The following is a 24,493-nucleotide window of genomic DNA, read 5'->3' as shown; positions in this document are numbered from 1 at the left end:
AAATTCAGTAACATTTTATTTTAAATGCTATAAATTATGTTTATGGCATTTTTTTTATTTTGTTGATTAATTAGTTATATTTAGTATAAAATATTTGATTTTTTATTGATTTTACTATATATTTATTTAGAATGGAGGAATTTTATGAAGATTTTATTTGATACATTAGGCGGAGATAACGGCTCTTATGAGGTAATAAAAGGAGCTTTTGAAGCTAAGAAAGAATTTGATATAGATATAGCCTTTGTAGGTAAAGAAAATGAAATAATGAATATAACCGACCAGCTAGATCAGAATATAGAATTTGAAATTATAAATGCAAGTGAAAAAATTGAAAATGATGAAGAACCTGCATTTGCTTTAAGAAAGAAAAAAGATTCTTCAATAGTTGTAGGATTGAAAGCGTTAAAAGAAAAAAAGGTTGATGCATTTGTATCTGCGGGAAGTACGGGAGCTCTTCTTGCGGGAGGTCTTTTTATAGTTGGAAGAGTGGAAAACATTAAAAGAGCAGTTTTGCCAACTGCAATTCCAAATTTAAAGGGAAGCACTCTTTTAATTGATTCCGGAGCAAATATGGACTGTGATGAAAGTCTCTTATTACAATTTGCTAAAATGGGAAAGATTTATTTAGAAGCAAGCGGAAATCATAATCCTAAAGTGGGGCTTTTGAATGTCGGCACAGAAAAAGGAAAAGGAAATTCAGTTGTTAAAAATACTTATGAGTTGCTTGAAAAATCAGATTTGAATTTTATTGGTAATATAGAGGCGAGAGATGTAACTCTTGGAGTTTGTGATTTAGTTGTATGTGATGGATTTGTTGGAAATGTTTTGCTAAAAAATACAGAAGGAGTTGCATATTTTTTGACAAAACTTATAGAGAAATCTGTAGCCGAGTTAAATTTATCTAAGGATAGCTTAATTGATATAAAAATGTTAATATCCAAGTTAAGTAAGAGAATAGATTATCATGAGGTTGGGGGAGCAATACTTCTTGGTTTGAATGAAGTTGTAATTAAAGCTCATGGTAGTTCGGACTATGTAGCTATAAAAAATGCAGCAAAAGTTGCTGTTATGGCAGTAAAAGCTGATGTAGTTAAAAATTTAGGTAAAATATTTAAGGAGTAGTATAGGAAATGAAAAATAAGGTATTGGAGTTAATAGCATCACAATTTAATAAGGAAGTAGAAGATTTAAGAGAAGATACATCTTTTGCGGATGATTTAAATGCAGATTCAATAGATATAGTGGAACTTGTTATGAGCATAGAAGATGAGTTTGGAATTGAAATTGAGGATGATATTTTAGAAAATATGTCTACAATTGGAGATGTCTTAGATTATCTTGAAGAAATGGAATAGGTGATTTTATGCCTAAAAATGTATCTATTCTTTTATCTCTATTAGAATATGAATTTAAAAACGATAAATATATAAATATTGCATTGACACATTCGTCATATATAAATGAGCATAATTTAAAAGATACAGTGAGCAATGAGAGATTAGAGTTTTTAGGAGATGCCGTATTAGATTTAATAATAGGAGAATATTTTTATTATAGTCATAAAAATCTAAAAGAAGGAAGCTTATCTAAACTTAGATCTAAAGTTGTTAATGAGAATAGCTTATATAAAATAGCTACAAATATTTCAATTGGAGATTTTATGTATTTTGGAAAGGGAGAAATAAAAAATAAAGGTAATTTAAGAGAATCTACTCTTTCTGATTGCCTTGAGGCGCTGATAGGAGCAATTTATATTGATGGAGGATTAGATGCTGTCAGGAAGGTAATTTTAAGACTATTTCATGATAGAATTATGGAAGTTGAAAACTTAAAATCTTTAGAAGATTATAAAACTATGCTTCAAGAATGTATTCAAAGAAATAAGATGGGAAATATAAAATATGTAATATATGATGAAAAGGGGCCTAGTAATGATAAGGTCTTTTATTCTAATGTTTTAATTAATGATATAATAATAGGAAACGGATATGGTAAGACTAAAAAAAGTTCAGAGCAATTAGCTGCTAAAAATGCACTTATAAGAATAGGTGAGTTAGATGTCTAAAAAGAACATAATACCCATTTTTGTACCTCATTTAGGATGTCCAAACGATTGTGTTTTTTGCAATCAAAATAAAATAACAGCATCGTCTACAAATATTACTTCTGATGATGTTAGATCTATTATTGAAGAATACTTGTCATATTTTAAGGATAAAAACAATATAGAAGTAGCATTTTACGGCGGAAGTTTTACAGCAATAGAAATTTGTATTCAATTAGAGCTTTTATCTGTTGCAAAAGAGTATAAAGAAAATAATATTATTAAAGAAATAAGGCTTTCAACAAGACCTGATTGCATAGATATCAAAAGACTTGAAATTTTGAAGCATTATTTAGTTGATACTATTGAGCTTGGAGTACAAAGTCTTGATGAAGATGTATTAAATTTGTCTAATAGAGGACATGATGATAAATGTGTATATAATGCTGTAAAATTGATAAAAAAATATGGATTTAATCTTGGACTTCAGCAAATGATAGGGCTTCCTGGAGATAGTTTAGAGGCTTCATTATATACTACAAGAGAATTTATTAAATTAAATCCGGATTTTGTGAGGATATATCCTACTTTAGTTATAAAAGATACAGAACTTGAAAAAAGTTTATATAATGGAAGTTATAAACCTTTGAGTATAGAAGATGCTGTAAGAATAACTAAGGAATTATTAAAATTATATATACTAAATGGTATATATGTTATTAGAATAGGACTTCAGCCTACAGAAAATATTCAAATGGGAAAAGATGTAATTGCAGGACCTTTTCATCCTGCTATAAGACAAATTGTAGAAGGTGAGATTTTGTTTGATGTCCTAAAGAATTTCTTTAATGATAAGGAAATTACAAATTATGAGCTTGAAATACATTCATCAAATAAAAATGTATCTAATTTGGCAGGCCAAAAATCATTTTTAAAGAATAAAATAATAAATGAATTTAAAATTAAGAATCTTAAGTTATTTGGCGAAAATATATCTGATGATGTTTTAATATTAAAATATAGATTGAATGAAAAAAATTTTGAAAATGAAATACAAATAAAAGATTATATGATTTGGAGATAAGTATGTATTTAAAGACACTTTACATACAAGGATTTAAGTCCTTTGCACAAAAAACTAAAATTGAATTTAATAATAAAATAACCGGAATAGTAGGTCCTAATGGAAGCGGGAAAAGTAATATTTCAGACGCTATGATGTGGGTATTAGGAGAAACAAGTATAAAATCACTTCGTGGTTCTAAAATGGAAGATGTAATATTTTCCGGTACAGATGAAAAAAAACCGCTTGGATTTGCGGAAGTAACTATTGTATTTGATAATAGTGACAAGAAGCTTCCAATAGAATACACAGAGGTTTCCGTTACTAGAAGAATGTATAGATCGCTGGAAAGTGAATTTTTAATTAATAATGTAAAGTGTAGACTTAAAGATATAAAAGAACTTTTTATGGATACCGGTATAGGAAAAGATGGATATTCTTTAATTGGACAAGGAAAAATAGAGAGTATTTTAAGTAATAAACCGGAACAAAGAAGAAGTGTCTTTGAAGAAGCTGCTGGAATTTCAAAGTTTAAGATGCGAAAGTTAGAAAGTGAAAATAAACTGAGAAAGACAGAGGAGAACTTAATAAGATTAAATGATATAATTTCGGAAATTGAAATAAGAGAAAAAGTTTTAAAGGTAGAATCTGAGAATGCAATCAGATATAAAAACTTTTTTAATAAATTGACTGACCTGGAAGTAACTTTAGCATTTGTTGATATAGAAAAACAAAAATTGAGTGAAGATAAATTTAATGAGAAAATAGCTTTTATCAACGGTGAAATAGAAAATATAAATTTATCAATTAAAATAAATCAAGATGAGCAACAGAATGTAGAAGAAAAAATAAGGATAATAGAAGAAAAAATAGAGTCTATTCAATTATCTGAGATAGAAAATAATAAAAACTATGAGAGAATGTTGTCTCAAATTGAATTAATATCAGAAAAGAAATTAAATATAAATTCAAATGTTGAGCAAAGAAATACAAATATATTTGAGCTTGAAAATTTAATATTACAAAATAGAGAAAAATATAACACAAATATAGAAAAAATAAATACATGCAATGACGACTTTGTTAAAGTAACTGAACAGCTTTCAAAATTAAAAAAAGATTTAGATTTGAATATACTTGAGCTTAAAAAAGTTGAAGATAAAATTGAAACTGACAGCAAAATTCTTTTAGAGTTACATAAAAATAAGTCTGAGATAGAATCCAAACAATTAATGACACAGTCTATAATATCTGAAAAAGAGAGCAGACTTTTAAGTGTAAGTAAGAATTTAGATTTATTAAAAGAGAATAATATAGAAATAGAAAAAGAATTTAGTTTTATAGGCATTAAATATAATGATATCTTAAATAGAAAGTCACAATTAATAGTTGATAAAGAAAAATTAGAAAAAGAAATTCTTGAGCTTAATAATAAAATTGAAAATAGCAGCAAACTTTTATCAGAATATAAAAATAAATATGATAAAAAGAATGCTGAATTTATTGCACTTAAAAATATCGCGGATAATTATGAAGGATATAGTAAAAGTGTAAAATTTTTTATGAATGGAGCAAAAAAAAGAAATATATTTTCAAATTCATTAATAGGACCTGTTGCTGAAAATTTAAGAGTTGATTCAAAATACGAAAAGGCAATAAGTGTGGCACTTGGTGGAAATTTACAAAACATTATAGTAAAAAGTGACAGTGACGCAAAAGAAATGATTGAGTTTTTGAACAGAGAAAAATATGGAAGAGTAACATTTTTACCTATTAATTCAATGACTTATAAAGAAATTGATTTTAAATTGAAGGATTTAAATGAAGAAGGGCTAATAGGTTTTGCTGATGAACTTATAGAATTTGATTGCAAATATAAGTCTATTTTTAAAAATTTACTTGGAAAGATTATAATTTCTAAAGATTTTGATACTGCAAATAGAATATCCAAAAAATTAAACAGAACATACAGAGTAGTAACTCTTGATGGAGATAGTTTGAATATCGGTGGTTCAATAACCGGAGGAAGTATACTTAAAAATAATACGGACATAATAAGTCGGAAAAGTGATATAGAAAAATTAGAAAGAGAATCTCTTGATTTAAGAGATAAATATGAATCTATTTTAAAAGAATATGATGAGTTAAAGTCAAAAATTGAAGATGACAGTAATTTATTAAATGAATTAAAAAATGAAATTTATATGATATCTTCGGAAATTGTGACTCTTGAGAATAGCAAAAATAATTTAAGTTTAAGTAAAAACAGCAATGATGCATATTTATCCAAATATGTAGAAGAAAAAAATCAACTTATGAGCTCTATAACTTTAGATAAAGATTTATTAACTGAATTAGATAATAATCTTAAGAATATAGACTTTCAGCTTAAAGAAAAAAATATTTCAGGAAATACTTTTGATAAAGAACATGATACTTTAAAACTTCTCATAGAAGAACAAAGGGAAGAATATTCAAAAAATCAACTGGATAGTATTAAAATTCAAGGTAATATTGATTCTTTAATAAAGGAAAATAATAATATATTATCCAACAATGAATTTAATAATTTAAAAATAACTAATTTAAATAGTGAAATAGTCAGTTTAGAATTAGACAGAGAGAACTTAAATATTGAAGAAAATAAATTAAATGAAAAGTTAATTAATTCAAAAGATATTCTAGATAAAACTAAGGAGGCTTTATTTGAACTTAGAGAATCTAAACTTAGTTTAAATTTAGATTTAAAAAAATATAGAAGTATTTTTGAACAACTTCAAATAAAGTTGATAGATTTTGAAAAACGAAATGCCAAAATATTAAGTGAAAAAGATAAAATAGAATTTAATATATTAAATATTGAGGAAAAAATTAAAATAGAATATGGAATCGAAGCGGATAATATTAAAAAGCTTGTTGACTATAAGAACTTAAAAGAAATAAAAGATGAAATTTTTGATTTAAAAGTAAGTATTTCAAAATTAGGGGATATTAATTTATTTTCTATAGAAGAATATAAGGCGGTTAGTGAAAGACTTAGATTTAATTTGGAGCAAAAACAGGATCTTTTAGATTCAAGGGAAGAGATTAAGTCTATATTAAAAGAATTAGATAAAGAAATGAAAGAAAAGTTTAGGGAGACATTTTCTAAAGTTTCAAAGTATTTTGAAGAAATTTTCAAGATATTATTTAATGGAGGTAAAGCTCAAATTGAAATAGATGGTGATGATGAATTATATAGCGGTATAGAAATAAAAGCACAACCCCCAGGGAAAAGATTTCAGTCATTATCTTTGTTGTCAGGAGGAGAAAGAGCTCTAACAGCAGTAGCACTTTTATTTGCGTTATTAAAAGTTAAAACGGCACCGTTTTGTATTCTTGATGAAATAGATGCAGCACTTGATGATGCCAATGTAAAAAGATATGTTGATTATTTGATAAAAATTGAAAACATACAATTTATTATAATAACACATAGAAAACTTACTATGGAAATTGCAAATATACTATATGGTGTTACAATGGAAGAAAAGGGAATAAGTAAAATAATTTCAGTAGAACTTAAAAATTAGGAGAAAAAAATGTTTAAATGGTTTAAAGAAAAATTTTCTAAAGATGATGAGCAAAAAATTATAAAAGAAAATTACGCAGATGAAGTGAATGAAGTTGAACAAAAAGTTGAATTTTATGAAGAAAATAATTTGGAAAATACAAGTGTTGAAGATATTGATACTAAAGAAATCGTTGAATCTAACAATGAATTAGATCAGTTGGTTGAAGGAACTTTGCATCAAGATGAAATTAAAGATAATAATTTAGAAAATGAAACTATTGATGAAATTAGTAATATTGAAGAAAAAGAAGAAATCTATGAAGAAGTAGAAGAGATTAAGGAAGAGTCTAAATTATCTATATTTCAAAAATTAAAGCAAGGTTTAACTAAAACAAGACACGAAATGGGAGTAAAGATAAATACAATATTGGGCTCTTATGTCAAAATTGATGATGAAATGCTTGAAGATTTAGAGGATATTTTGATATCTGCAGACATCGGAATGGAAACTACGATGAAACTGATTGATAATCTTAGAAATACAATAATACAAGAAAAAATAAATGATCCCAATATGGTTAAACCATTGTTGAAAGAAGAAGTTAAAAAGCTTATGAACGACTCATTGGATAGTAAGATAAAAAAGGAAAGTCCTACTATAATTTTAGTTGTGGGAGTAAATGGCGTTGGAAAAACTACGACAATTGGCAAGTTATCAAGTAAGTTGAAAATGGAAGGAAATAAAGTTTTAATAGCAGCGGCAGATACATTTAGAGCAGCAGCTATAGATCAACTGAAAACTTGGGGAGATAGAGCAAATGTAGATGTAATTTCACATAATGAAGGAGCAGATCCCGCAGCGGTAATATTTGATGGGATAACAGCAGCAAAATCACGAAATTCCGATATTCTTATTTGTGATACAGCAGGTAGACTTCACAATAAAGCCAATTTAATGAAAGAACTTGAAAAAATTAATAGAGTGATAGATAGAGAGTATCCTAATGCAAATAGAGAAACACTTCTTGTACTTGATGCTACAACGGGACAAAATGCTATGAATCAAGCTAAAACATTTAAGGAAGTTTGTAGTATTTCCGGAATAGTTTTGACAAAGCTTGATGGAACCGCAAAAGGAGGAGTAGTAATAGCTCTTCAAAGTGAACTTCAAATACCGATTAAGCTTGTAGGAGTAGGAGAGGGGATAGATGATTTACAAGAATTTGAATTGAACTCATTTATAGATGCCATATTTGATTGATGGAGGTATTAAATTGAATTTAACTAGACCTGCATGGTTGGAAATTAATTTGGATTATTTAATAGAAAATATAAATAAAATAAGAAATAATGTCAGAGAAGATGCCGAAATAATATCGGTTGTTAAAAGTAATGCTTATGGTTTTGGAGCATTAAAAATAGTTGAAATTTTAAGAGAAAATGGAATTAATTTTTTTGCAGTAGCGACTATGTCCGAAGCTATAGCTATAAGAAAAAAATTTAAAGATGTAAAACTTTTAATACTTGGATATACACCGGATTATTTAATGAATGTTGCAGTTGAAAATAATATAACATTAGCTATTTATAATTATGAATCTGCAAGAACCTTAAATGAAATAGCTAAGAGTCAAAATAAAACAGCTACTATTCACATAGCATTAGACACAGGAATGAATAGGATAGGATTTAAAAATATAGATGATAGTATAGAGGACATAAAAAAGATTTCTAAATTTAAAAACATTTATATTGAAGGAGTATTTTCACATTTTGCAGCAGCTGATACCAATGCAGAATATACTAAAAGACAATTTAATATTTTTAAAAATGTAACAGACATTTTGGAAAAAAATAAAATTAATATACCGATAAAACATATAAATAATTCAAGTGCAATACTGAATTATAATGAATACAGCCTTGATGCGGTACGACCCGGGATAATACAATATGGTTCCACTGAAGGAATTAAGACTAAGTATAAAGAGTTAAATAATGTAAAATATATAGGTCAGATAAAAGCTCAAGTGTCTAATGTTAAAATTGTTTCCAAAGGGGAAAAAGTAAGTTATGGATTAACTTATGAAACTTCAACTGAAACTAAAATAGCAACTATTCCATTGGGATATTCAGATGGAATATTGAGACAACTTAGCGGAAAAATTGATGTGCTTGTATCAGGAAAAAGATGCAGACAGATAGGAAGAATATGTATGGATCAAATGATGGTGGATGTAAGTGGAGTAGATTGTAATATTGGAGACGAAGTTGTAATACTTGGCTCTCAAGGAAATGAGTATATTGATATATTAGAAATAGCAAGAAAAGTTGATGAAATTGCAACGTCATATTCATGTCATTTTTCTCCGAGACTTCCAAAGGTATATATTAAAGACGGAAAAATAGATGAAATAGTAGATGAATTGATTAAATAAAGTAACAGTATTATATAGTCAATATGAGCTTTTATACAGAAGAATGAATTGATAGTAAGAGACATATCATCTTAAGATGATGTGTCTTTTGTTATTAAGTAAGATTATATGTCATTGAATATGTAAAGTTATGAATATGATAATAAAATATAACTTATTTTAAGTATTTTATTTTTTTTATTATATTTATTAAAAAATTGATATAAAATTATTGACAGTATTTAATTAAATGTATATAATATATGAGTATTAAAAGAAGAAGTCCGCTTCTCACCTTATTCTTAAGTTATAAGGTTGTTTGAGAATATCAATTTTATGAATTCTTGCGGGCTTTTTTGCCCGTTTTTTTATTATATATTAATGGAGGTGCTTAGAAATTAAAGAGCTTCAAATAAATGAAGATATCAGAGAAAAAGAAGTTAGGTTAGTAGATGATGAAGGAAATCAAGTTGGTGTAGTAACTAGAGTCAGAGCATTAGAGATGGCTGAAGAGAAAAAGCTTGATCTTGTTAATGTCTCACCTAATTCAAAACCGCCTGTATGTCGTATTATGGATTATGGTAAATATAGGTATGATATGATTAAGAAGGAAAGAGAAGCAAAGAAAAAACAAAAAGTTATCAATGTTAAAGAGCTTCGCTTAACACCAAGTATTGAAACCAATGATTTAAAGACTAAGGCAAATCGTGCTAAGGAATTTTTACAAAATGGCGATAGAGTTAAAATATCTGTTCGCTTTAGAGGAAGAGAAATGGGACATACTGAAATGGGCAAGGATGTGCTTGATGATTTTGTTGAATTAATTTCTGAGTATGGAGTTGTGGATAAAAAACCGAAAATTGAAGGTAAGAGCATGATTATGTTTTTATCTCCCAAAACAGATAAATAAGGAGGATTACTATGGGTAAAATGAAAACTCACAGAGCATCTGCTAAGAGATTTAAGAGAACAGGCTCTGGAAAGCTTAAAAGAGGATATGCGTTTAAAGGCCATTTAACAGGTAAAAAGACAGCAAAAAGACTTAGAAAACTTAGAAAATCTAGTTTAGTAAGTAAGGGCGATCAAAGAAGAATCGATCATATGATTCCATAGTAGGAGGTTAATGTAATGGCTAGAATTAAAAGAGCAGTAAATGCTAAGAAAAAACACAAGAAAATTTTAAAGCAAGCTAAGGGATATTTTGGTGCAAAATCAAAGTTATTCAGACCTGCTAATCAAGCAGTTATGAAGTCTTTAAGCTATGCTTTTATAGGTAGAAAACAAAGAAAAAGAGATTTTAGAAAACTTTGGATTGCGAGAATTAATGCTGCAACAAGAATTAATGGGATGAGTTATTCTAAATTTATAAATGGATTAAAGAAAGCTAATATTGAAATTAACAGAAAAATGCTATCAGAAATGGCAATCAATGATCCTCAAGGTTTTGCTAAATTAGTAGAAATAGCAAAAGGAGAGTAATAAAGTTCCTTAGGGGACTTTATTTTTCTTAGGAGGAAAAATTGTATTTGAAATTCCGATTAAAAATTTCTAAATTATTGCAAAATCCACCTTTATTATTGGGAATATCATTTATAGTTGTAATTTTAATAGGTACATTTTTATTAAACTTACCTATAGCAAGTTCTAATGGAGAATCAATAGGTTTTGTTGATGCTTTTTTCACTTCAAGCTCTGCTACTTGCGTAACTGGACTTGTTGTTGTAAATACAGCTAAAAATTGGACTACATTCGGACACATAGTTATAATTATGTTAATTCAAATTGGTGGACTTGGAACGATGGTTGTATTTTCTATAATACCATTGATTCTTAGAAAAAAAATTGGATTGACACAAAGACTATTGTTAAAAGAACAGTTGAATATAGATTCAATGTCCGGCATTGTAAAGCTTAGTAAATACGTGATTTTCACAAGTTTTATAGTAGAGTTTATTGGAGCAATATTTTTATCTGTTAGATTTATTCCAATATATGGATTTGTAAAAGGAATATGGTATTCTATATTTCATTCTATTTCTGCATTTTGTAATGCAGGTTTTGATATTATAGGAAACTCTATTGAGATATATAATACGGATATTATAATTAATTTAGTCATAATGTTATTGGTTTTTTTAGGCGGTTTAGGATTTACGGTTTATATTGATATGTATAGAAGTAGAAAGTTTAGAAATTTTAGTATGCACACTAAGATGGTTCTTATAATGTCATTTATTTTACTTGCTTTTGGCACAATATTATTTTTGTTGATAGAATATAATAATGTACAAACCATATCAAATTATAGCATAAAAGATAAGTTTTTAATTTCTGCGTTTCAATCAACAATTACCAGAACTGCAGGGTTTAATTCAATTCCTATGGATAAAATAAGAGATTCATCAGCATTTCTTATGATTATTCTAATGTTTATAGGAGGTTCTCCGGCATCAACTGCAGGTGGATTAAAGACTACTACGCTTGGAGTAATGATGTTTACAGCTTTCTCTGTTATAAGAGGCGAAAGAGAAGCGGTTTTTATGAAAAGAGCAATACCAAATAATATTATTTTTAAATGTATGGCTATAACTTTTATTTGTATTGGATTAGTTCTTATGGTAGCTTTAGAGCTTTCTATATTTGAAAATGAAAAATTTAAATTTGTAGATATTTTGTTTGAAACTGTTTCTGCATTTGGGACAGTTGGACTTACAAGAGGTATAACTGATAAGTTAGGAAATGTATCAAAAATCATATTGTCATTTACTATGTTCCTTGGAAGAGTTGGTCCTACAACTCTTGCAATAGGTCTTATGAGAAAGAAGAAATCTTCTAACTTGAAATATGCTGAAGGTCATGTTATTGTTGGATAGGAGGCTACTATGAAATCTTTTGTAGTTTTTGGATGTGGTAGATTTGGTTCTACAATTGCTACAACTCTTACAGGATTAGGTAATGAGGTTCTTGCAATAGATAATAATTTTGAAAATGCTCAAGCAATTTCAGATCAAGTAACAACAGCTATACAGTGTGATGTATTAGATGAAAACGCAACTAAAGATTTGGGACTTAAAAATTTTGATACGGCAATTATTGCAATAGGTTCGAATCTTGAAGCAGCAATTATGGCAACTATAATATCTAAAGAAGCAGGAATTCCGTATATTATTGCAAAAGCAAAAACAGAAAGACAAGGTGGAATACTTGAGAAGATAGGTGCTGATAAAATTATATATCCGGAAAGAGATATGGCATATAGGGTTGCACATAATATGACATCAAGTAAAATTCTTGATTATATTCAGTTATCTCCAGGTTTTTCTATTGTAGAATTAAAACTTTTACCTGAATGGGAAAATAAGACAATAGAGGAGTTAAAAATAAGAAATAAGTACGAAATAACTATTTTAGGAATACAAAGAAATAATGACATCCAGATAGCACCTAAACCAGATACTAAGTTAGTTTCTGAAGATGTATTAATAATTTTAGGAAGAGAAGAAGCTATTGAAAAAGTTGAAAAAATTTAATAAAATCATAACTTTTATGTTGTTAAATTAAGGGTATAATAATAAACAGAGGTGATATTATGATTACTATGGAAAAAATAGATTATGTTATGGATGTTACAAATTCTTCTTATGATGTTGTGAGAAGGGCTTTATTAGATTCAGATGGAGATGTCGATTTAGCTGTTGATATAATTAGAAAATCAGTGGATACTTCTTCAAAAAAATCTAAAGATACGATTGACTTTGAGGATATAAAAGATGCAATTAAGGAAATTTGGAATCAAGGAAATGCAAATAAGTTGGTTGTAAAAAAAGATGGGGATATTGTTTTAAGTTTATCACTTACTGTATCTGCACTTGGAATAATTCTTGCACCAGTTGCTGCTTTAGTAGGTGTTGGAGCGGGTATTGTTAATGATTATGAATTTAAAATTATATTGTCGACAAAGGAAGAAATTGATATAAAAGAATATATAAAATGTAAAAGCAAAACAAAAAATTAATAATTATTGTAATATAGTATGTTTTGTGTTAGAATAATTTAATGATATAAGATTATTAAGGGAGTGTTAAAATGCAAAAAGGTATTCATCCAGAATATAAAGAAGCAACTGTAACATGTGCTTGTGGAAATACATTTAAAACAGGCTCGGTGAAAGAAGATTTAAAAGTTGAAATTTGTTCTGAATGTCATCCGTTTTTCACAGGAAAACAAAAGTTTACTGACCATGGCGGACGTATTGAGAAATTCAATAAGAAATATCAAAGAAATAAGTAATGGTTAGCAAATGGCTAACCATTTTTCTTTAAGGAGTAATATGGATAAGGTATTTAATAAAAAAGCTTTTAAAACAACTATAGGTGGACAAGCCCTTATTGAAGGTGTTCTTATGAGAGGACCGTCAAAAATCGCTATAGCTGTTAGAAAGCCGGATAAAACTATTGAGTTAAAAATAGAAAAGTTAAATGATTTAAGTGAAAAATATAAAATATTATCTTTCCCAATAATTAGAGGTGCATATAAACTTGTAGATGCAATGGTAATTGGAATAAATGCACTAACATATTCTGCATCTTTTTTGGAAGATGAGAGTAAAGAAGAAATAAGAAAATCTGATAAGTTAATGGACAAGATTTTTAAAGATAAGAAAGAGAATATTGAAACCGGACTTACAATATTAGTTTCGTTTATGATTGCATCTATTCTATTTATGATTTTTCCAAGTTTGATAGCTGGATTTTTACAGAAACATATAGGATCCACTGTGATTTTAAATTTGGTTGAAGGAGTATTTAGACTTATTGTATTTGGAATATATCTTTACTATATATCTAAAATTGAAGACATAAAAAGAGTTTTTGAATATCATGGAAGTGAACATAAATCAATTCATTGTTATGAGGCGGGGGAAGAACTTACCGTAGAGAATGTAAAAAAATATCCATTAGTTCATCCAAGATGTGGAACAAGTTTTTTGTTTATGGTAATGCTTATAAGTATATTTGTATTGTCATTTTTTGGATGGCCGAGTATTTTAATAAGGATAATTTCAAGAATATTGGCGCTGCCGATTATTGCGGGAATTGCCTATGAGGTAAATAGAATTATCGGTAAAAGTGATTCTAATGTATGTAGAATACTTGCTATTCCGGGTCTTCAAATTCAAAAATATGTTACTGTAAGAGAACCGGATGATTCAATGATAGAAGTGGCAATAGAAAGTTTAAAAGCAGTTTTACCTGAAGATGGTGAAAGTGATTTATGGTAATAAGAGATATTTTAAACAGAGGGATAAAATATTTAGAAAATTCAGAATATACTAATCCATTTTTTGAAGTCAGATTGATTTTATCCAAAATATTAGGATATGATATATCATATTTAATATCGCATGAAGATGAGAATATAGATAAAGAAATTGAAAATAAATATTTTGATATTTTAAGAAGAAGAAACAATGGAGAACCTCTACAATATATTTTTGGAATAGTTGAATTTTATGGAAGAGATTTTTTTATTGATGATAATGTTTTAATTCCAAGAAATGATACAGAAGTTAGTATTGAAGTGCTTAAAAAGTTATTTGAAAATTATAAAATAGAAAATTTTTTAGAAATAGGATGTGGAAGTGGAATAGTTTCTATAAGTATGGCAATAGAAAATAAAGATATAAAATTTACTTCTTGTGACATTTCGGATTATGCAATAAATAATACTAAAAAGAATATTTCTAAATATAATTTGGATAATATTTCTGTAGTAAAAAGTAATATCTATTCAAATATAAAAGATAAATATGATATAATTTATTCAAATCCGCCGTATATTAAGACAGAAGAAATAGATTATCTGCAAAGAGAGGTTAAGGATTATGAACCTCATCTCGCATTAGATGGAGGTATAGACGGTCTTTGTTTTTATAGAAAAATAGTTTCGAAATTGGATAAATTTTTAAAAAAAGACGGTTTTGTAGTTTTTGAAATAGGTCATAATCAAAGTAGTGAATTAAGAAATATTTTATCTGAATATAATTTTTTTGTTATAAAAGATATGTCTGGCAGAGATAGAGTAGTAATTGCGAGTAAAGGAGAAATAGATGTACGAAAATTTGCAAGTATTTGATGAAAAATATATTGAGCTTGAACAAAAACTTATGGATATTAATGTAATAAATGATTCTAAGTTATATCAAAAAATAGCAATAGAGCATGCTGAAATTGAGCCTGTAGTTTTGAAATATAGAGAATACAAAACTCTAATATCAAATCTTGAAGATAATAAGGAAATGCTAAATGAAAATTTAGATGATGATATGAGAGATTTAATTAAAGAAGATATAAAAGACTCAGAAGAAAAAATTTCAGTATTAGAGGATGAGATAAAGATACTTTTAATTCCAAAAGATCCTAATGATTCCAAAAATGTAATTGTAGAAATAAGGGCTGGTGCTGGTGGAGATGAAGCGGCTTTATTTGCCGGAGTATTATTTAGACAATATGTCAGATTTGCGGAGAGAATGGGATGGAAAGTTGAAATAATGAGTACTAATGAAATAGGGATAGGTGGCTATAAAGAAGTAATATTTATGATATTGGGTAGGGGTGCGTATTCAAGACTTAAATATGAATCAGGAGTTCATAGAGTTCAGAGAGTTCCTGAAACTGAAAGTTCAGGTAGAATTCACACATCAACTGCAACTGTAGCTGTACTTCCTGAGGCAGAAGATGTTGAAATAGATATTGAACCATCAGATATAAAATTTGATGTATTTAGAGCTTCAGGAAATGGAGGACAATGTGTTAATACAACGGATTCTGCTGTAAGACTTACTCATATACCTACTGGCATAGTAATTTCTTGTCAAGATGAAAAATCTCAACTTAGAAATAAAGAAAAAGCAATGAAAATTTTAAAAACTAAACTATACGATTTAAAGCTGCAAGAGCAAAATGCAGAATTATCAATGCAAAAGAAATCTCAGATAGGAACCGGAGACAGATCTGAAAGAATAAGAACATATAATTATCCTCAAGGAAGAGTAACAGATCATAGAATAGGTTTAACTTTACACAAGATAGATAGCATTGTAGATGGAGATTTAGATGAAATAATAGATGCATTGATTGCCAGTGATCAAGCAAGTAAAATTGAAAATGTAGATAAGTAAATTTCATAAAGTTACTGATAAATTTTTAAAAATATATTATAATATACATGTCTAGGTATAACAAAAATAAGGGGGTAATATAATATGAATGCAATGACTAGTGATAATTTAAGATCTGCATTTGGGGGAGAAAGCCAAGCACATATGAGATATATAATTTGGGGTGAAGAAGCTGAAAAAAATGGCTTCAAAAATGTCTCAAGGTTGTTTAAAGCTACGTCTGATGCGGAAAGAGTGCATGCAACATTACATTTTAAAGCATTAAAAGATGTTAAAGGAGATTTTCCTGTTGTATCAATGGCAGGATTTGGTATAGGAACTACTTCTGAGAATCTTGAGGGAGCAAGAGGAGGAGAAGTATTTGAATATACTCAAATGTATCCTGCTTATATTGCGGTTGCTGAAATGCAAGAAGAAAAAACAGCGGTTAAAGCTATGAAATATGCTATTGAAGCTGAAAAAATTCATGCTGAAAGATATGCTGAAGCAAAAGCGGCAGTAGATTCGGGAAAAGATCTTGATGTAGAAAAGATTTTCATGTGTCCATTCTGTGGATATATAACATTTGATGAAATGGTTGAAGAATGTCCTATTTGTCACGTTAAATCTAAATCATTTATTGAATATTAATAAGTTGTTAAAGATGCCAAATTATTTTGGTATCTTTTTTATTTATATAATAGTTACTTTTTTAAAATGTTGAAATTAATTTATTTATTCTAGCTAAATTTAGTATATTTCTTGACTTTAATGTAAAACATTGTTAATATATTATTGGTAAAAAATGTATAACTTTAGTAAAAGCTTTAATGGAGGATATAATGAAGGTATCTATAGTAATGGGTAGTATCAGTGATAAAAAAATCAGTGATGATATAGTATCTGTTTTTAAAAAATTTGGAGTTGAATATGAAATTGAAATAATTTCAGCTCATAGAACTCCACTTCGCGCTTATGAATTTGCAAGAGAGGCAAAGAGTAGAGGAGTAGGAGTAATTATTTCCATAGCGGGTAAAGCTGCTCATTTAGGAGGAGTGCTTGCAGCAAATACTATTCTTCCTGTAATAGGGGTGCCTGTAAAATCATCTACACTTGATGGGTTAGATGCATTACTTGCTACAGTACAAATGCCATCAGGAGTACCGGTTGCGACAGTTGCTATAGATGGAGGAAAAAATGCTGCACTATTAGCAATACAGATGCTTGCTATAAATAATGAATCTTTGAGTTCTAAATTATTAAATTATAAGAAGGAACTTGAAGAAGATGTACAAAGAATGAATGAGGAATTAAATTAGGAGGTAATAATATGATTTACAATTCAAAGGTTAAAAATGAACAAACTGACGGATTATTTGAAGCTATATTGGCTTTAGAAAATATTGAGGAATGCTACAGATTTTTTGAAGATATTTGTACGGTTAAGGAAATACAGGCAATTTCACAAAGATTACAAGTTGTTAAGCTTTTGATAAAAAATAAAACTTATCACGAAATAGAATCAGAAACCGGTGCAAGTACAGCAACTATTTCGAGAATAAATAGATCACTAAATTACGGTTCAGATGGATATAAATTAGTTCTTGAAAGATTAAATTTTATTGAAAAAGAAAAATAATAGAATATAAAGAGAGACTTCGTCATGAAGTCTCTCTTTATATTTAAGCATCAGATCTGGAATATCCATTTTTCATTTCACAACTTGCAGTATAAAGTGTTTTATCCAATAAATCTGTGGTTTTAACTTTTAAGAAATTACTTATATCATCGTTTGCTTTTTCTAAAAATTCGTTAATATTTTTAATCTTACTTCTATTATTTAAAAACTCTTCATCATATTTATTTAAAATTTCATGAGCTTTAGATTGAACTATCATCTGATAATTTTCAACATCAGGAAGTGTTATTGAGAAATGAGGATCACAAAGTGTAGCTATTATACGATTAGCCCAATAAAGATTATCTATTGTTGGAGTTAGAGTTGTATTTGCTAAATATTCAGGAGTCTTTGTTATATTAGAATAGAATGGTGCAATAGCATTAAATACATTACATCCAAATGCTAACCATTCAATAGAACGTATTTCATCCGGCATATAAGGTCGTATTTGTGTAAGAGCTAGCACATCATCACGATTTATACCTATTGGACGATATTTTCCTCTTTGAGATAAGTCGCCGTATCTTGCATAAGGATCATAAGGCGTCCCTTGGTAATGATTTGAAAGAATACATTTTACATCTTCAATTGTAATTTTCTTTTCAGGTACCATACTCCATGGAAGATTAAGATTTTCCGGTTTAAAGTCAGCAGCAGGACCATCCCAAGTATAAGAAGTAGGGTTAAAATATCTTAACATAACCCATGCGCGAGGTGTATTATATGTTGTATCTTCATCTGTATGGCTTCCAAATGCATCACGAGGATTCAGTCTTCCATCCATTGAAAGATCTAAATGATATTTTTTTATAAACTCTCTTAAATCAGATGAACACATGAATTCCTTCTTTTCTCCAAAAGCGTCATCTAAATCAAAATAATCAATTCCAAATTGATTAGGCATTACAACATATCTGTCATCAGGTACTTTTCTTGCTATCCAATGATGACCGCCGATCGTTTCAAACCACCAGATTTCATCAACATCTTGAAATGCAACGCCATTACTTTCATAAGTTCCATATTTTTCTATTAATGAACCGAGTCTTTCAACACCTTGACGAGCATTTTCTATATATGGAAGGGTTATAACGATGATGTCTTCTTCTCCAATTCCACCTTTTTTTATTATATCCGGCTCAAATTCAATTAATGGGTCAGCACCAAGAACTCTTTCATTAGTGGTAATTGTTTCAGTAGCGCTAACAGAAACATTTTTTTCATTTATACCACATGCACCCCACACTCCACGCCATTTTTTTACGTTAGGCAGGCAAGTATAGCGCATAGGGTTTTCAGGCAATTCGATTTCACAATCTGTACGCACAGATTTATAATGTACGGGTTGTTCTTTGGGTTCAACAACAATAAATTTTTTTGCTTTAAACATTCCTGAAGAAGAATCTTCAATACGGGCAACAATAGTTGATCCGTCATAACTTGCATTTTTTCCAACAAGAATTGTAGTACACATAATTAATCTCCCTTCAAAAAATTTTTAGGTATATAATATTTATATACTATTTAATTGTATCTTAAAAATTTATAAAAGTAAAACTATTTGATAACTTTTATCAATATATAGAAAAGATAAAGTAACTTATTTAATAAGTTACTTTATCTTTTCTATATCATTTATATTTAAATCTTTTTTCTTAATATTAATTGTATTGTAGTTTGTATAGGAAATTAGACCTAAAATTTTAGAAGGATGTCGTTTGATATTTATTCGTTTAGTATAATCCACTTCAATGTTGTCAGAATTCAATAGAGAACTATTAAGTGCTGCAATTTGTGCAGCTTCTTCAATTGATTTCTGAGAAAAGTCATTTCCATTATTTTTTAGTATAACATGAGAACCGGGTGCGTTTTTAACATGAAACCATAAGTCGTCTTTGCCGGCTAATTTTAAACTTATATATTCGTTTTGTTTGTTATTTTTACCGCATATTATAGTATATCCTTCAGATGACTTATATTCTAAAAAATTCATTTTAGAAGAAATTTTTTTCTTCTTTGTATTTATTTTTTTTATGAAACCCATTTCTATAAGTTCTTCTCTTATTTCATCTATATCAGAGCTATTTTCTGAAAGTCTAATATTTAATAAGATACTTTTTAAATATTCAATATTGGTATTTGTTTTTTCGATTTCTTTTTCAAGAATAATGGCTGCATTTTTTAGTTTAGAATATTTCTTATAATATTTATTAGCATTAGAAGTTGCAGATAATTTTTCATCTAAAGGTATTTTAATTAAATTCATGTTTTCATAAAAATTTTCTAAAATTACAAAATTAGCACCTTTTTCAATTTTATATGAATTAGCTGAAATTAGATCAGCATATATTTTGTATTTTTCTCTATCTATCGCCTCGTTTAATTCTTGAGATTGTTTTTCTAACTTTTTAATTTCTCTATCGGTATAGTTTTTGACCAGTTTTTTTAATGTATAAGACTTGTCATTAATTAGTTGAGTAATAGATTTTTCTGAGTAAAATAATTTTACAGCTTCAGAAATTGAATTATAGTTTTGTTTCTCTTTTTCAGGATACATTTTCAAATCTATACACGAAAAATCAATTAAATTATTATCAGACTTTATTATAATAGGATAGTAATTGTGATTTTTTAAATCTCTTATAATTTCATCGTAAGATTGTATTAATTTTTCTTTTTCATTAGGACTTAAATCAAAGAACATTCTATTTTCATCGATATTTGCTCTATAAGCAATTTCTCTTACTATAGTTGGGCTTAATCCTGTATAAGTTTTAATTAAATTATTTTTAATAGATTTATTTTCGTCAAAAAATTCTATTGAATCATATAGAGAATTTTTTGAAATAGGATCTATTTTATTTGAAATAGGTTCTATTGAATATGTTGTTGAAGGCAGAATTTCTCTTATACTGCTCATTAGCGAATTTACTCTTTTAATTGAATCGTATATTTTTAAATCATTTGATCTTGTCAAAATTATATTTGAATGTTTTCCCATAATTTCTACAAAAAGTGATTTTTCTAATTCATCACCGAGTTCGTTTTTTGATAAAATATTAATTCTTAAAATTCGGTCCATTTTATATTGAGAAAAATTAAGTATTTTAAATCCTTCAAGGTGCTTTCTGAGTAGCATACAGAAAGCTGGAGGATTAGTGGGATTTTCTTTTATTTCATCAGTTAAATAGACTCTTGGAGCATTACTTCCCGCATTTATAAGTAATTTATATTTACCATTTGAGTTTCTTAAATTGAATATTAATTCTTCGTTTGAAGGCTGATATATTTTTTCAATTCTAGTATTTGATATTTTCTCATTTAGTTCATAAACTATAGCTCTTAAAGTTGATCCATCATAGGACATTTTATCACCTGCTTTTAAAATATTATAACATATACAATATAATATTTAATGTAAAATCATTCTTAACATTTTGGTATAATAAAATTAAGAATATTGTAATTTTTAGATAATAATTTTTTTGAATATATTTGATAGTATTATAACGGAGGAAACAAAATGGATAAATATAAAATACTTGTAGCAGAAGATGATAAGGCAATAAGAGATTCAATAGGAATTTATTTAAAAAATTCCAACTATGATGTTATATATGCTTTTGACGGAAAAGATGCTTTAGAAAAATTTAGAAGTAATGAAATTCATCTTGTGATAATGGATCTGATGATGCCAAATGTAACTGGAGAAGAGGCGATTTTAAAAATAAGAGAAAAATCTTATGTACCAATAATAATTTTATCTGCCAAATCAGAAGATTATGATAAAGTTATAGGACTTAATATAGGTGCAGATGATTATATAACAAAACCATTTAATCCATTGGAATTAATGGCAAGAGTAAATTCCAATATCAGAAGACTATATAAGTATCAAAGTAAAGAAGAAAATGAAAGATATATAGAAATTGGGGGAATAAAGTTAAATACATTTGAGAAAACAGTTTTTGTAGATGGAGAAAAAGTGGGATTAACATCTATAGAATATAAAATTTTAGAATTATTAATGGAAAATCCAAACAGAGTGTTTTCGATTGATGAAATATATGAAAAAGTTTGGAATGAGCCTGCAATAGAAGCTAAAACAGTTACTGTGCATATCAGGAGAATAAGAGAAAAAATTGAAATAGATCCTAAAAAGCCTTTGTATTTAAAGGTCGCATGGGGACTTGGTTACAAATTTGTAAAGCCTAATAGGAGGTTATAATGGAAAAAAATAAATTTAGTATAAGATACTCTAACATAGGAATAGTTTGTTTTTTAATTCTTTTATCATTGATAGTAAGTATAACACCTTTTTTTTTGAACAAAGAAAAGCTCGGAAAGGAAGAAAATATTTATGCATATTCAGATAAAATAAGATTTGAAATTTATGATTCTCTATATACATCTTATGATAGAGGAGATTTAAGACAAGATAATAATGTGCTTGAATATTATATAAGATCATATAAAATATCCAACTATCCTTTTACTAAGGAATATAAGGAAAAATATCCGAATAATATTGTTGAAAGAAAAAGCAATGGTTCTTTTGTGGATTGGGATGGCTCTATAAGTGAGATAAGACGAGATATTGACAGTTTATCGGAACTCAATATAGATAAGACTGAAGAGCCTGAATTTACAGTAAATTATCTGACATCAGAACCGAATATTAATGAATTTGATCCTCAAAATATTAAAACAGATGAAAATGATAAAATATTTGTAAGTGGATTTTATGAAAATGGCAAGGTTAAATTTACGGACTCCAGTAATTTTAAGGATAAAGATTCTAATATTTATTTATCAAAGTTGAAATATGAAATAAAAAAAAGATATTCTGATATAGAACCTAAATCAGGTATTAAAAAAATCAATTTTAATTATATGATTGATTTAAGTTCTAATAATTTTGAAATGTTGAAGACAAGAATGAATTATGAAACATATTTCTTTCCTATACTTTTAATATCTATGTTTTCAGCATTTTTGATAGTTTTGTTTTTAACATCAATTTCAAATTATAAGTTTACAAGTAATGTAGGATTTTACAAAGGAATATCGTCTTATCCTATAGAAATAGTAATAGCATTAATAGGATTATGGTTTGTTCCACTATCATTTATAAGCAGTGAGAAAGAATATTTTTTTAAATTATATAACGGAATGTTATTTAATATTATTTTCTTCATACTTACTTTTTTCGGGTCAATAGCTATATACTATATTATTTATTCAATAAAGGATATATATAATTTAGGAACTGAAACGTTTGTATTGAAAAATTCGATTATTGTAAGATTTTATAAGTTTATAAAAAAATCTTTTATAAAATATTTTGATGTTTCAAATTCAAGAATAGAATTAATATTGTATATAGGATTTTTAATTTTAGGATTTTTCGGTGCTATTATTTTAGTAAGAGACAGTTTATTTATTCTGGCATTATTTATTTGGTTTATATTTGTAAGCGGAATATTTATGATGATAAGAAGTTCATTTATAGACTTACAAAATATTTCCAATATATCAAAAAAAATTGCCGATGGAAATTATAATATTAAAATTGATGAAGGGGCTACCAGATTTAAATCAATATCGCATAGTTTAAATTCAATTAGTAATAATTTGAATACGGCAGTTGAAAATGCAATTCAGTCAGAAAGGTTGAAAACTGAGCTTATTACTAATGTTTCTCATGATTTAAAAACTCCTTTAACATCAATAATAAATTATTCTCAATTAATTGTTGAAGATAATACCACAAATGAAGACAGGATTGAATATGCAAAGATAATAAATGAGAAGTCAAATAAGTTAAAAAAATTGATTGAAGATTTGTTTGAGGTATCTAAATTAAGTAGTAAAAATATAGAATTAAATATGGAAAACGTAGATTTTAAACAGTTAATAGAACAGGTAATAGGAGAATGGGAAGATAAGTTCAATGATAACAATTTAGATATTAACATAAATTTTCCGGATGATCCTGTTATATTAAAGCTTGATGGCAATAAAACATCAAGAATACTTGATAATTTATTTTCAAATATAAATAAATATGCATTAGAAAACACAAGAATTTATGTTGATTTAACAAAATCTGAAAAAGTTAAATTAGTAATTAAAAATATTTCCAAGTATCCGTTGAATATAACTGCAAATGAATTGATAGAAAGATTTACAAGAGGAGATAGTTCAAGAAGTACTGAAGGTTCGGGACTTGGACTTTCAATAGCAAGTTCTCTTACATCTGCACAAAATGGAAACTTTAATATTGAAATAGATGGAGATTTATATAAGACAATAATAGAATTTTAAAATTTTGAATAAAAAGATTATTATGTAATATTGCAATGAATGATAATTGTATTACGAATATTATTTACACTAATAGCTAAGCATTTTTTCAAATAAAAATAAGTAGATATGATTGGATACTTTTAGATTTTTATGCCTAATATGTAAGTGTATGTAAAAATAAATAAGAGAAATTATACATGCATGAAAGAAATATTCTTTGCAAAAACAATATTTTTAAAATTGAAATAGTTATTAAATAAAAAA

The 24,493-nt window shown here is 27.4% G+C and carries 24 protein-coding genes; 22 read left to right on the top strand and 2 right to left on the bottom strand.

Annotated features, from left to right (window positions below):
- Positions 1–144 precede the first annotated feature (144 nt).
- The 20 genes from plsX (at position 145) to HMPREF0629_RS05095 (ending at position 17,878) form a co-directional block, all read left to right on the top strand.
- Entirely contained in the window at positions 145–1,125 is a 981-nt protein-coding gene (plsX, locus tag HMPREF0629_RS05190) for a phosphate acyltransferase PlsX (RefSeq protein ID WP_039856668.1), read from the top strand.
- Between the two features lie 8 nt (positions 1,126–1,133).
- The gene (gene acpP, locus HMPREF0629_RS05185) at positions 1,134–1,358 is read left to right on the top strand and encodes an acyl carrier protein (RefSeq protein WP_009222297.1); all 225 of its coding nucleotides are present in this window, start codon (positions 1,134–1,136) and stop codon (positions 1,356–1,358) included.
- A gap of 8 nt (positions 1,359–1,366) precedes the next feature.
- A complete protein-coding gene (gene rnc / locus HMPREF0629_RS05180; protein WP_009222296.1) occupies positions 1,367–2,068 on the top strand; it encodes a ribonuclease III in 702 nt (233 codons plus the stop codon).
- The gene (locus HMPREF0629_RS05175) at positions 2,061–3,131 is read left to right on the top strand and encodes an elongator complex protein 3 (RefSeq protein WP_009222295.1); all 1,071 of its coding nucleotides are present in this window, start codon (positions 2,061–2,063) and stop codon (positions 3,129–3,131) included. The genes rnc and HMPREF0629_RS05175 overlap by 8 nt, the downstream gene beginning before the upstream one ends.
- Positions 3,132–3,133: 2 nt before the next feature.
- The gene (gene smc / locus HMPREF0629_RS05170) at positions 3,134–6,682 is read left to right on the top strand and encodes a chromosome segregation protein SMC (protein WP_009222294.1); all 3,549 of its coding nucleotides are present in this window, start codon (positions 3,134–3,136) and stop codon (positions 6,680–6,682) included.
- Between the two features lie 9 nt (positions 6,683–6,691).
- Positions 6,692–7,924 (top strand): signal recognition particle-docking protein FtsY, encoded by a 1,233-nt coding sequence (gene ftsY / locus HMPREF0629_RS05165; RefSeq protein WP_009222293.1) that lies wholly within the window; start codon positions 6,692–6,694, stop codon positions 7,922–7,924.
- Between the two features lie 13 nt (positions 7,925–7,937).
- Complete coding sequence (gene alr / locus HMPREF0629_RS05160) at positions 7,938–9,101, top strand: alanine racemase (RefSeq protein ID WP_009222292.1); 1,164 nt, start codon at positions 7,938–7,940, stop codon at positions 9,099–9,101.
- Between the two features lie 376 nt (positions 9,102–9,477).
- A complete protein-coding gene (gene infC / locus HMPREF0629_RS05155; RefSeq protein ID WP_050747993.1) occupies positions 9,478–9,990 on the top strand; it encodes a translation initiation factor IF-3 in 513 nt (170 codons plus the stop codon).
- 11 nt (positions 9,991–10,001) lie between these two features.
- Positions 10,002–10,193, top strand: a complete 192-nt coding sequence (rpmI, locus tag HMPREF0629_RS05150) for a 50S ribosomal protein L35 (RefSeq protein WP_009222290.1) — start codon at positions 10,002–10,004, stop codon at positions 10,191–10,193.
- Positions 10,194–10,208: 15 nt separating this feature from the next.
- Positions 10,209–10,559, top strand: a complete 351-nt coding sequence (rplT, locus tag HMPREF0629_RS05145) for a 50S ribosomal protein L20 (protein WP_009222289.1) — start codon at positions 10,209–10,211, stop codon at positions 10,557–10,559.
- A 47-nt stretch (positions 10,560–10,606) separates the two neighbouring features.
- On the top strand, positions 10,607–11,953 hold the full coding sequence (locus HMPREF0629_RS05140; RefSeq protein ID WP_176686343.1) for a TrkH family potassium uptake protein: 1,347 nt from the start codon (positions 10,607–10,609) through the stop codon (positions 11,951–11,953).
- Between the two features lie 9 nt (positions 11,954–11,962).
- Positions 11,963–12,610 (top strand): TrkA family potassium uptake protein, encoded by a 648-nt coding sequence (locus HMPREF0629_RS05135; protein ID WP_009222287.1) that lies wholly within the window; start codon positions 11,963–11,965, stop codon positions 12,608–12,610.
- A 59-nt stretch (positions 12,611–12,669) separates the two neighbouring features.
- Positions 12,670–13,095 carry a DUF4342 domain-containing protein gene (locus HMPREF0629_RS05130; RefSeq protein ID WP_009222286.1) on the top strand — a complete coding sequence of 142 codons (426 nt, stop codon included), beginning with the start codon at positions 12,670–12,672 and terminating at the stop codon, positions 13,093–13,095.
- Between the two features lie 71 nt (positions 13,096–13,166).
- A complete protein-coding gene (gene rpmE, locus HMPREF0629_RS05125; RefSeq protein ID WP_009222285.1) occupies positions 13,167–13,370 on the top strand; it encodes a 50S ribosomal protein L31 in 204 nt (67 codons plus the stop codon).
- Between the two features lie 40 nt (positions 13,371–13,410).
- Positions 13,411–14,361 carry a DUF1385 domain-containing protein gene (locus HMPREF0629_RS05120; protein WP_039856661.1) on the top strand — a complete coding sequence of 317 codons (951 nt, stop codon included), beginning with the start codon at positions 13,411–13,413 and terminating at the stop codon, positions 14,359–14,361.
- Complete coding sequence (prmC, locus tag HMPREF0629_RS05115) at positions 14,355–15,215, top strand: peptide chain release factor N(5)-glutamine methyltransferase (RefSeq protein ID WP_036728661.1); 861 nt, start codon at positions 14,355–14,357, stop codon at positions 15,213–15,215. The genes HMPREF0629_RS05120 and prmC overlap by 7 nt, the downstream gene beginning before the upstream one ends.
- The gene (prfA, locus tag HMPREF0629_RS05110) at positions 15,190–16,260 is read left to right on the top strand and encodes a peptide chain release factor 1 (protein WP_009222284.1); all 1,071 of its coding nucleotides are present in this window, start codon (positions 15,190–15,192) and stop codon (positions 16,258–16,260) included. Before prmC ends, prfA begins: the two co-directional genes overlap by 26 nt.
- Before the next feature lie 84 nt (positions 16,261–16,344).
- Positions 16,345–16,890, top strand: a complete 546-nt coding sequence (locus tag HMPREF0629_RS05105; protein WP_009222283.1) for a rubrerythrin family protein — start codon at positions 16,345–16,347, stop codon at positions 16,888–16,890.
- Between the two features lie 191 nt (positions 16,891–17,081).
- Positions 17,082–17,558, top strand: a complete 477-nt coding sequence (purE, locus tag HMPREF0629_RS05100; protein ID WP_115737009.1) for a 5-(carboxyamino)imidazole ribonucleotide mutase — start codon at positions 17,082–17,084, stop codon at positions 17,556–17,558.
- Between the two features lie 11 nt (positions 17,559–17,569).
- Entirely contained in the window at positions 17,570–17,878 is a 309-nt protein-coding gene (locus tag HMPREF0629_RS05095; protein ID WP_009222281.1) for a YerC/YecD family TrpR-related protein, read from the top strand.
- Positions 17,879–17,921: 43 nt separating this feature from the next.
- Here HMPREF0629_RS05095 and HMPREF0629_RS05090 read toward each other — a convergent pair whose 3' ends face one another.
- Positions 17,922–19,394, bottom strand: a complete 1,473-nt coding sequence (locus HMPREF0629_RS05090; RefSeq protein ID WP_009222280.1) for a C69 family dipeptidase — start codon at positions 19,392–19,394, stop codon at positions 17,922–17,924.
- A gap of 138 nt (positions 19,395–19,532) precedes the next feature.
- On the bottom strand, positions 19,533–21,287 hold the full coding sequence (locus HMPREF0629_RS05085; RefSeq protein WP_009222279.1) for an NFACT family protein: 1,755 nt from the start codon (positions 21,285–21,287) through the stop codon (positions 19,533–19,535).
- Positions 21,288–21,443: 156 nt separating this feature from the next.
- Between HMPREF0629_RS05085 and HMPREF0629_RS05080 the strand changes: the two genes are divergently transcribed.
- Together HMPREF0629_RS05080 and HMPREF0629_RS07680 are read left to right on the top strand one after the other, a co-directional pair.
- Positions 21,444–22,148, top strand: a complete 705-nt coding sequence (locus tag HMPREF0629_RS05080) for a response regulator transcription factor (protein ID WP_009222278.1) — start codon at positions 21,444–21,446, stop codon at positions 22,146–22,148.
- Entirely contained in the window at positions 22,148–24,247 is a 2,100-nt protein-coding gene (locus HMPREF0629_RS07680; RefSeq protein ID WP_009222277.1) for a HAMP domain-containing sensor histidine kinase, read from the top strand. Before HMPREF0629_RS05080 ends, HMPREF0629_RS07680 begins: the two co-directional genes overlap by 1 nt.
- Positions 24,248–24,493 lie beyond the last annotated feature (246 nt).

Origin of the sequence: Peptoniphilus sp. oral taxon 386 str. F0131, assembly GCF_000090945.1 — a bacterium.
Taxonomy (GTDB): Bacteria; Bacillota; Clostridia; order Tissierellales; family Peptoniphilaceae; genus Anaerosphaera; species Anaerosphaera mikwangii.
The sequence above is the reverse complement of the archived record's forward strand: the minus strand, read 5'-3'. Positions and strand labels throughout refer to the sequence as shown.

Coding starts and splice junctions, on each gene's coding strand:
- plsX (WP_039856668.1), top strand. CDS start 145: ATGAAGATTTTATTTGATACATTAGGCGGAGATAACGGCTCTTATGAG.
- acpP (WP_009222297.1), top strand. CDS start 1,134: ATGAAAAATAAGGTATTGGAGTTAATAGCATCACAATTTAATAAGGAA.
- rnc (WP_009222296.1), top strand. CDS start 1,367: ATGCCTAAAAATGTATCTATTCTTTTATCTCTATTAGAATATGAATTT.
- HMPREF0629_RS05175 (WP_009222295.1), top strand. CDS start 2,061: ATGTCTAAAAAGAACATAATACCCATTTTTGTACCTCATTTAGGATGT.
- smc (WP_009222294.1), top strand. CDS start 3,134: ATGTATTTAAAGACACTTTACATACAAGGATTTAAGTCCTTTGCACAA.
- ftsY (WP_009222293.1), top strand. CDS start 6,692: ATGTTTAAATGGTTTAAAGAAAAATTTTCTAAAGATGATGAGCAAAAA.
- rpmI (WP_009222290.1), top strand. CDS start 10,002: ATGGGTAAAATGAAAACTCACAGAGCATCTGCTAAGAGATTTAAGAGA.
- rplT (WP_009222289.1), top strand. CDS start 10,209: ATGGCTAGAATTAAAAGAGCAGTAAATGCTAAGAAAAAACACAAGAAA.
- HMPREF0629_RS05135 (WP_009222287.1), top strand. CDS start 11,963: ATGAAATCTTTTGTAGTTTTTGGATGTGGTAGATTTGGTTCTACAATT.
- HMPREF0629_RS05130 (WP_009222286.1), top strand. CDS start 12,670: ATGATTACTATGGAAAAAATAGATTATGTTATGGATGTTACAAATTCT.
- rpmE (WP_009222285.1), top strand. CDS start 13,167: ATGCAAAAAGGTATTCATCCAGAATATAAAGAAGCAACTGTAACATGT.
- HMPREF0629_RS05120 (WP_039856661.1), top strand. CDS start 13,411: ATGGATAAGGTATTTAATAAAAAAGCTTTTAAAACAACTATAGGTGGA.
- prmC (WP_036728661.1), top strand. CDS start 14,355: ATGGTAATAAGAGATATTTTAAACAGAGGGATAAAATATTTAGAAAAT.
- prfA (WP_009222284.1), top strand. CDS start 15,190: ATGTACGAAAATTTGCAAGTATTTGATGAAAAATATATTGAGCTTGAA.
- HMPREF0629_RS05105 (WP_009222283.1), top strand. CDS start 16,345: ATGAATGCAATGACTAGTGATAATTTAAGATCTGCATTTGGGGGAGAA.
- purE (WP_115737009.1), top strand. CDS start 17,082: ATGAAGGTATCTATAGTAATGGGTAGTATCAGTGATAAAAAAATCAGT.
- HMPREF0629_RS05095 (WP_009222281.1), top strand. CDS start 17,570: ATGATTTACAATTCAAAGGTTAAAAATGAACAAACTGACGGATTATTT.
- HMPREF0629_RS05090 (WP_009222280.1), bottom strand. CDS start 19,394: ATGTGTACTACAATTCTTGTTGGAAAAAATGCAAGTTATGACGGATCA.
- HMPREF0629_RS05085 (WP_009222279.1), bottom strand. CDS start 21,287: ATGTCCTATGATGGATCAACTTTAAGAGCTATAGTTTATGAACTAAAT.
- HMPREF0629_RS05080 (WP_009222278.1), top strand. CDS start 21,444: ATGGATAAATATAAAATACTTGTAGCAGAAGATGATAAGGCAATAAGA.
- HMPREF0629_RS07680 (WP_009222277.1), top strand. CDS start 22,148: ATGGAAAAAAATAAATTTAGTATAAGATACTCTAACATAGGAATAGTT.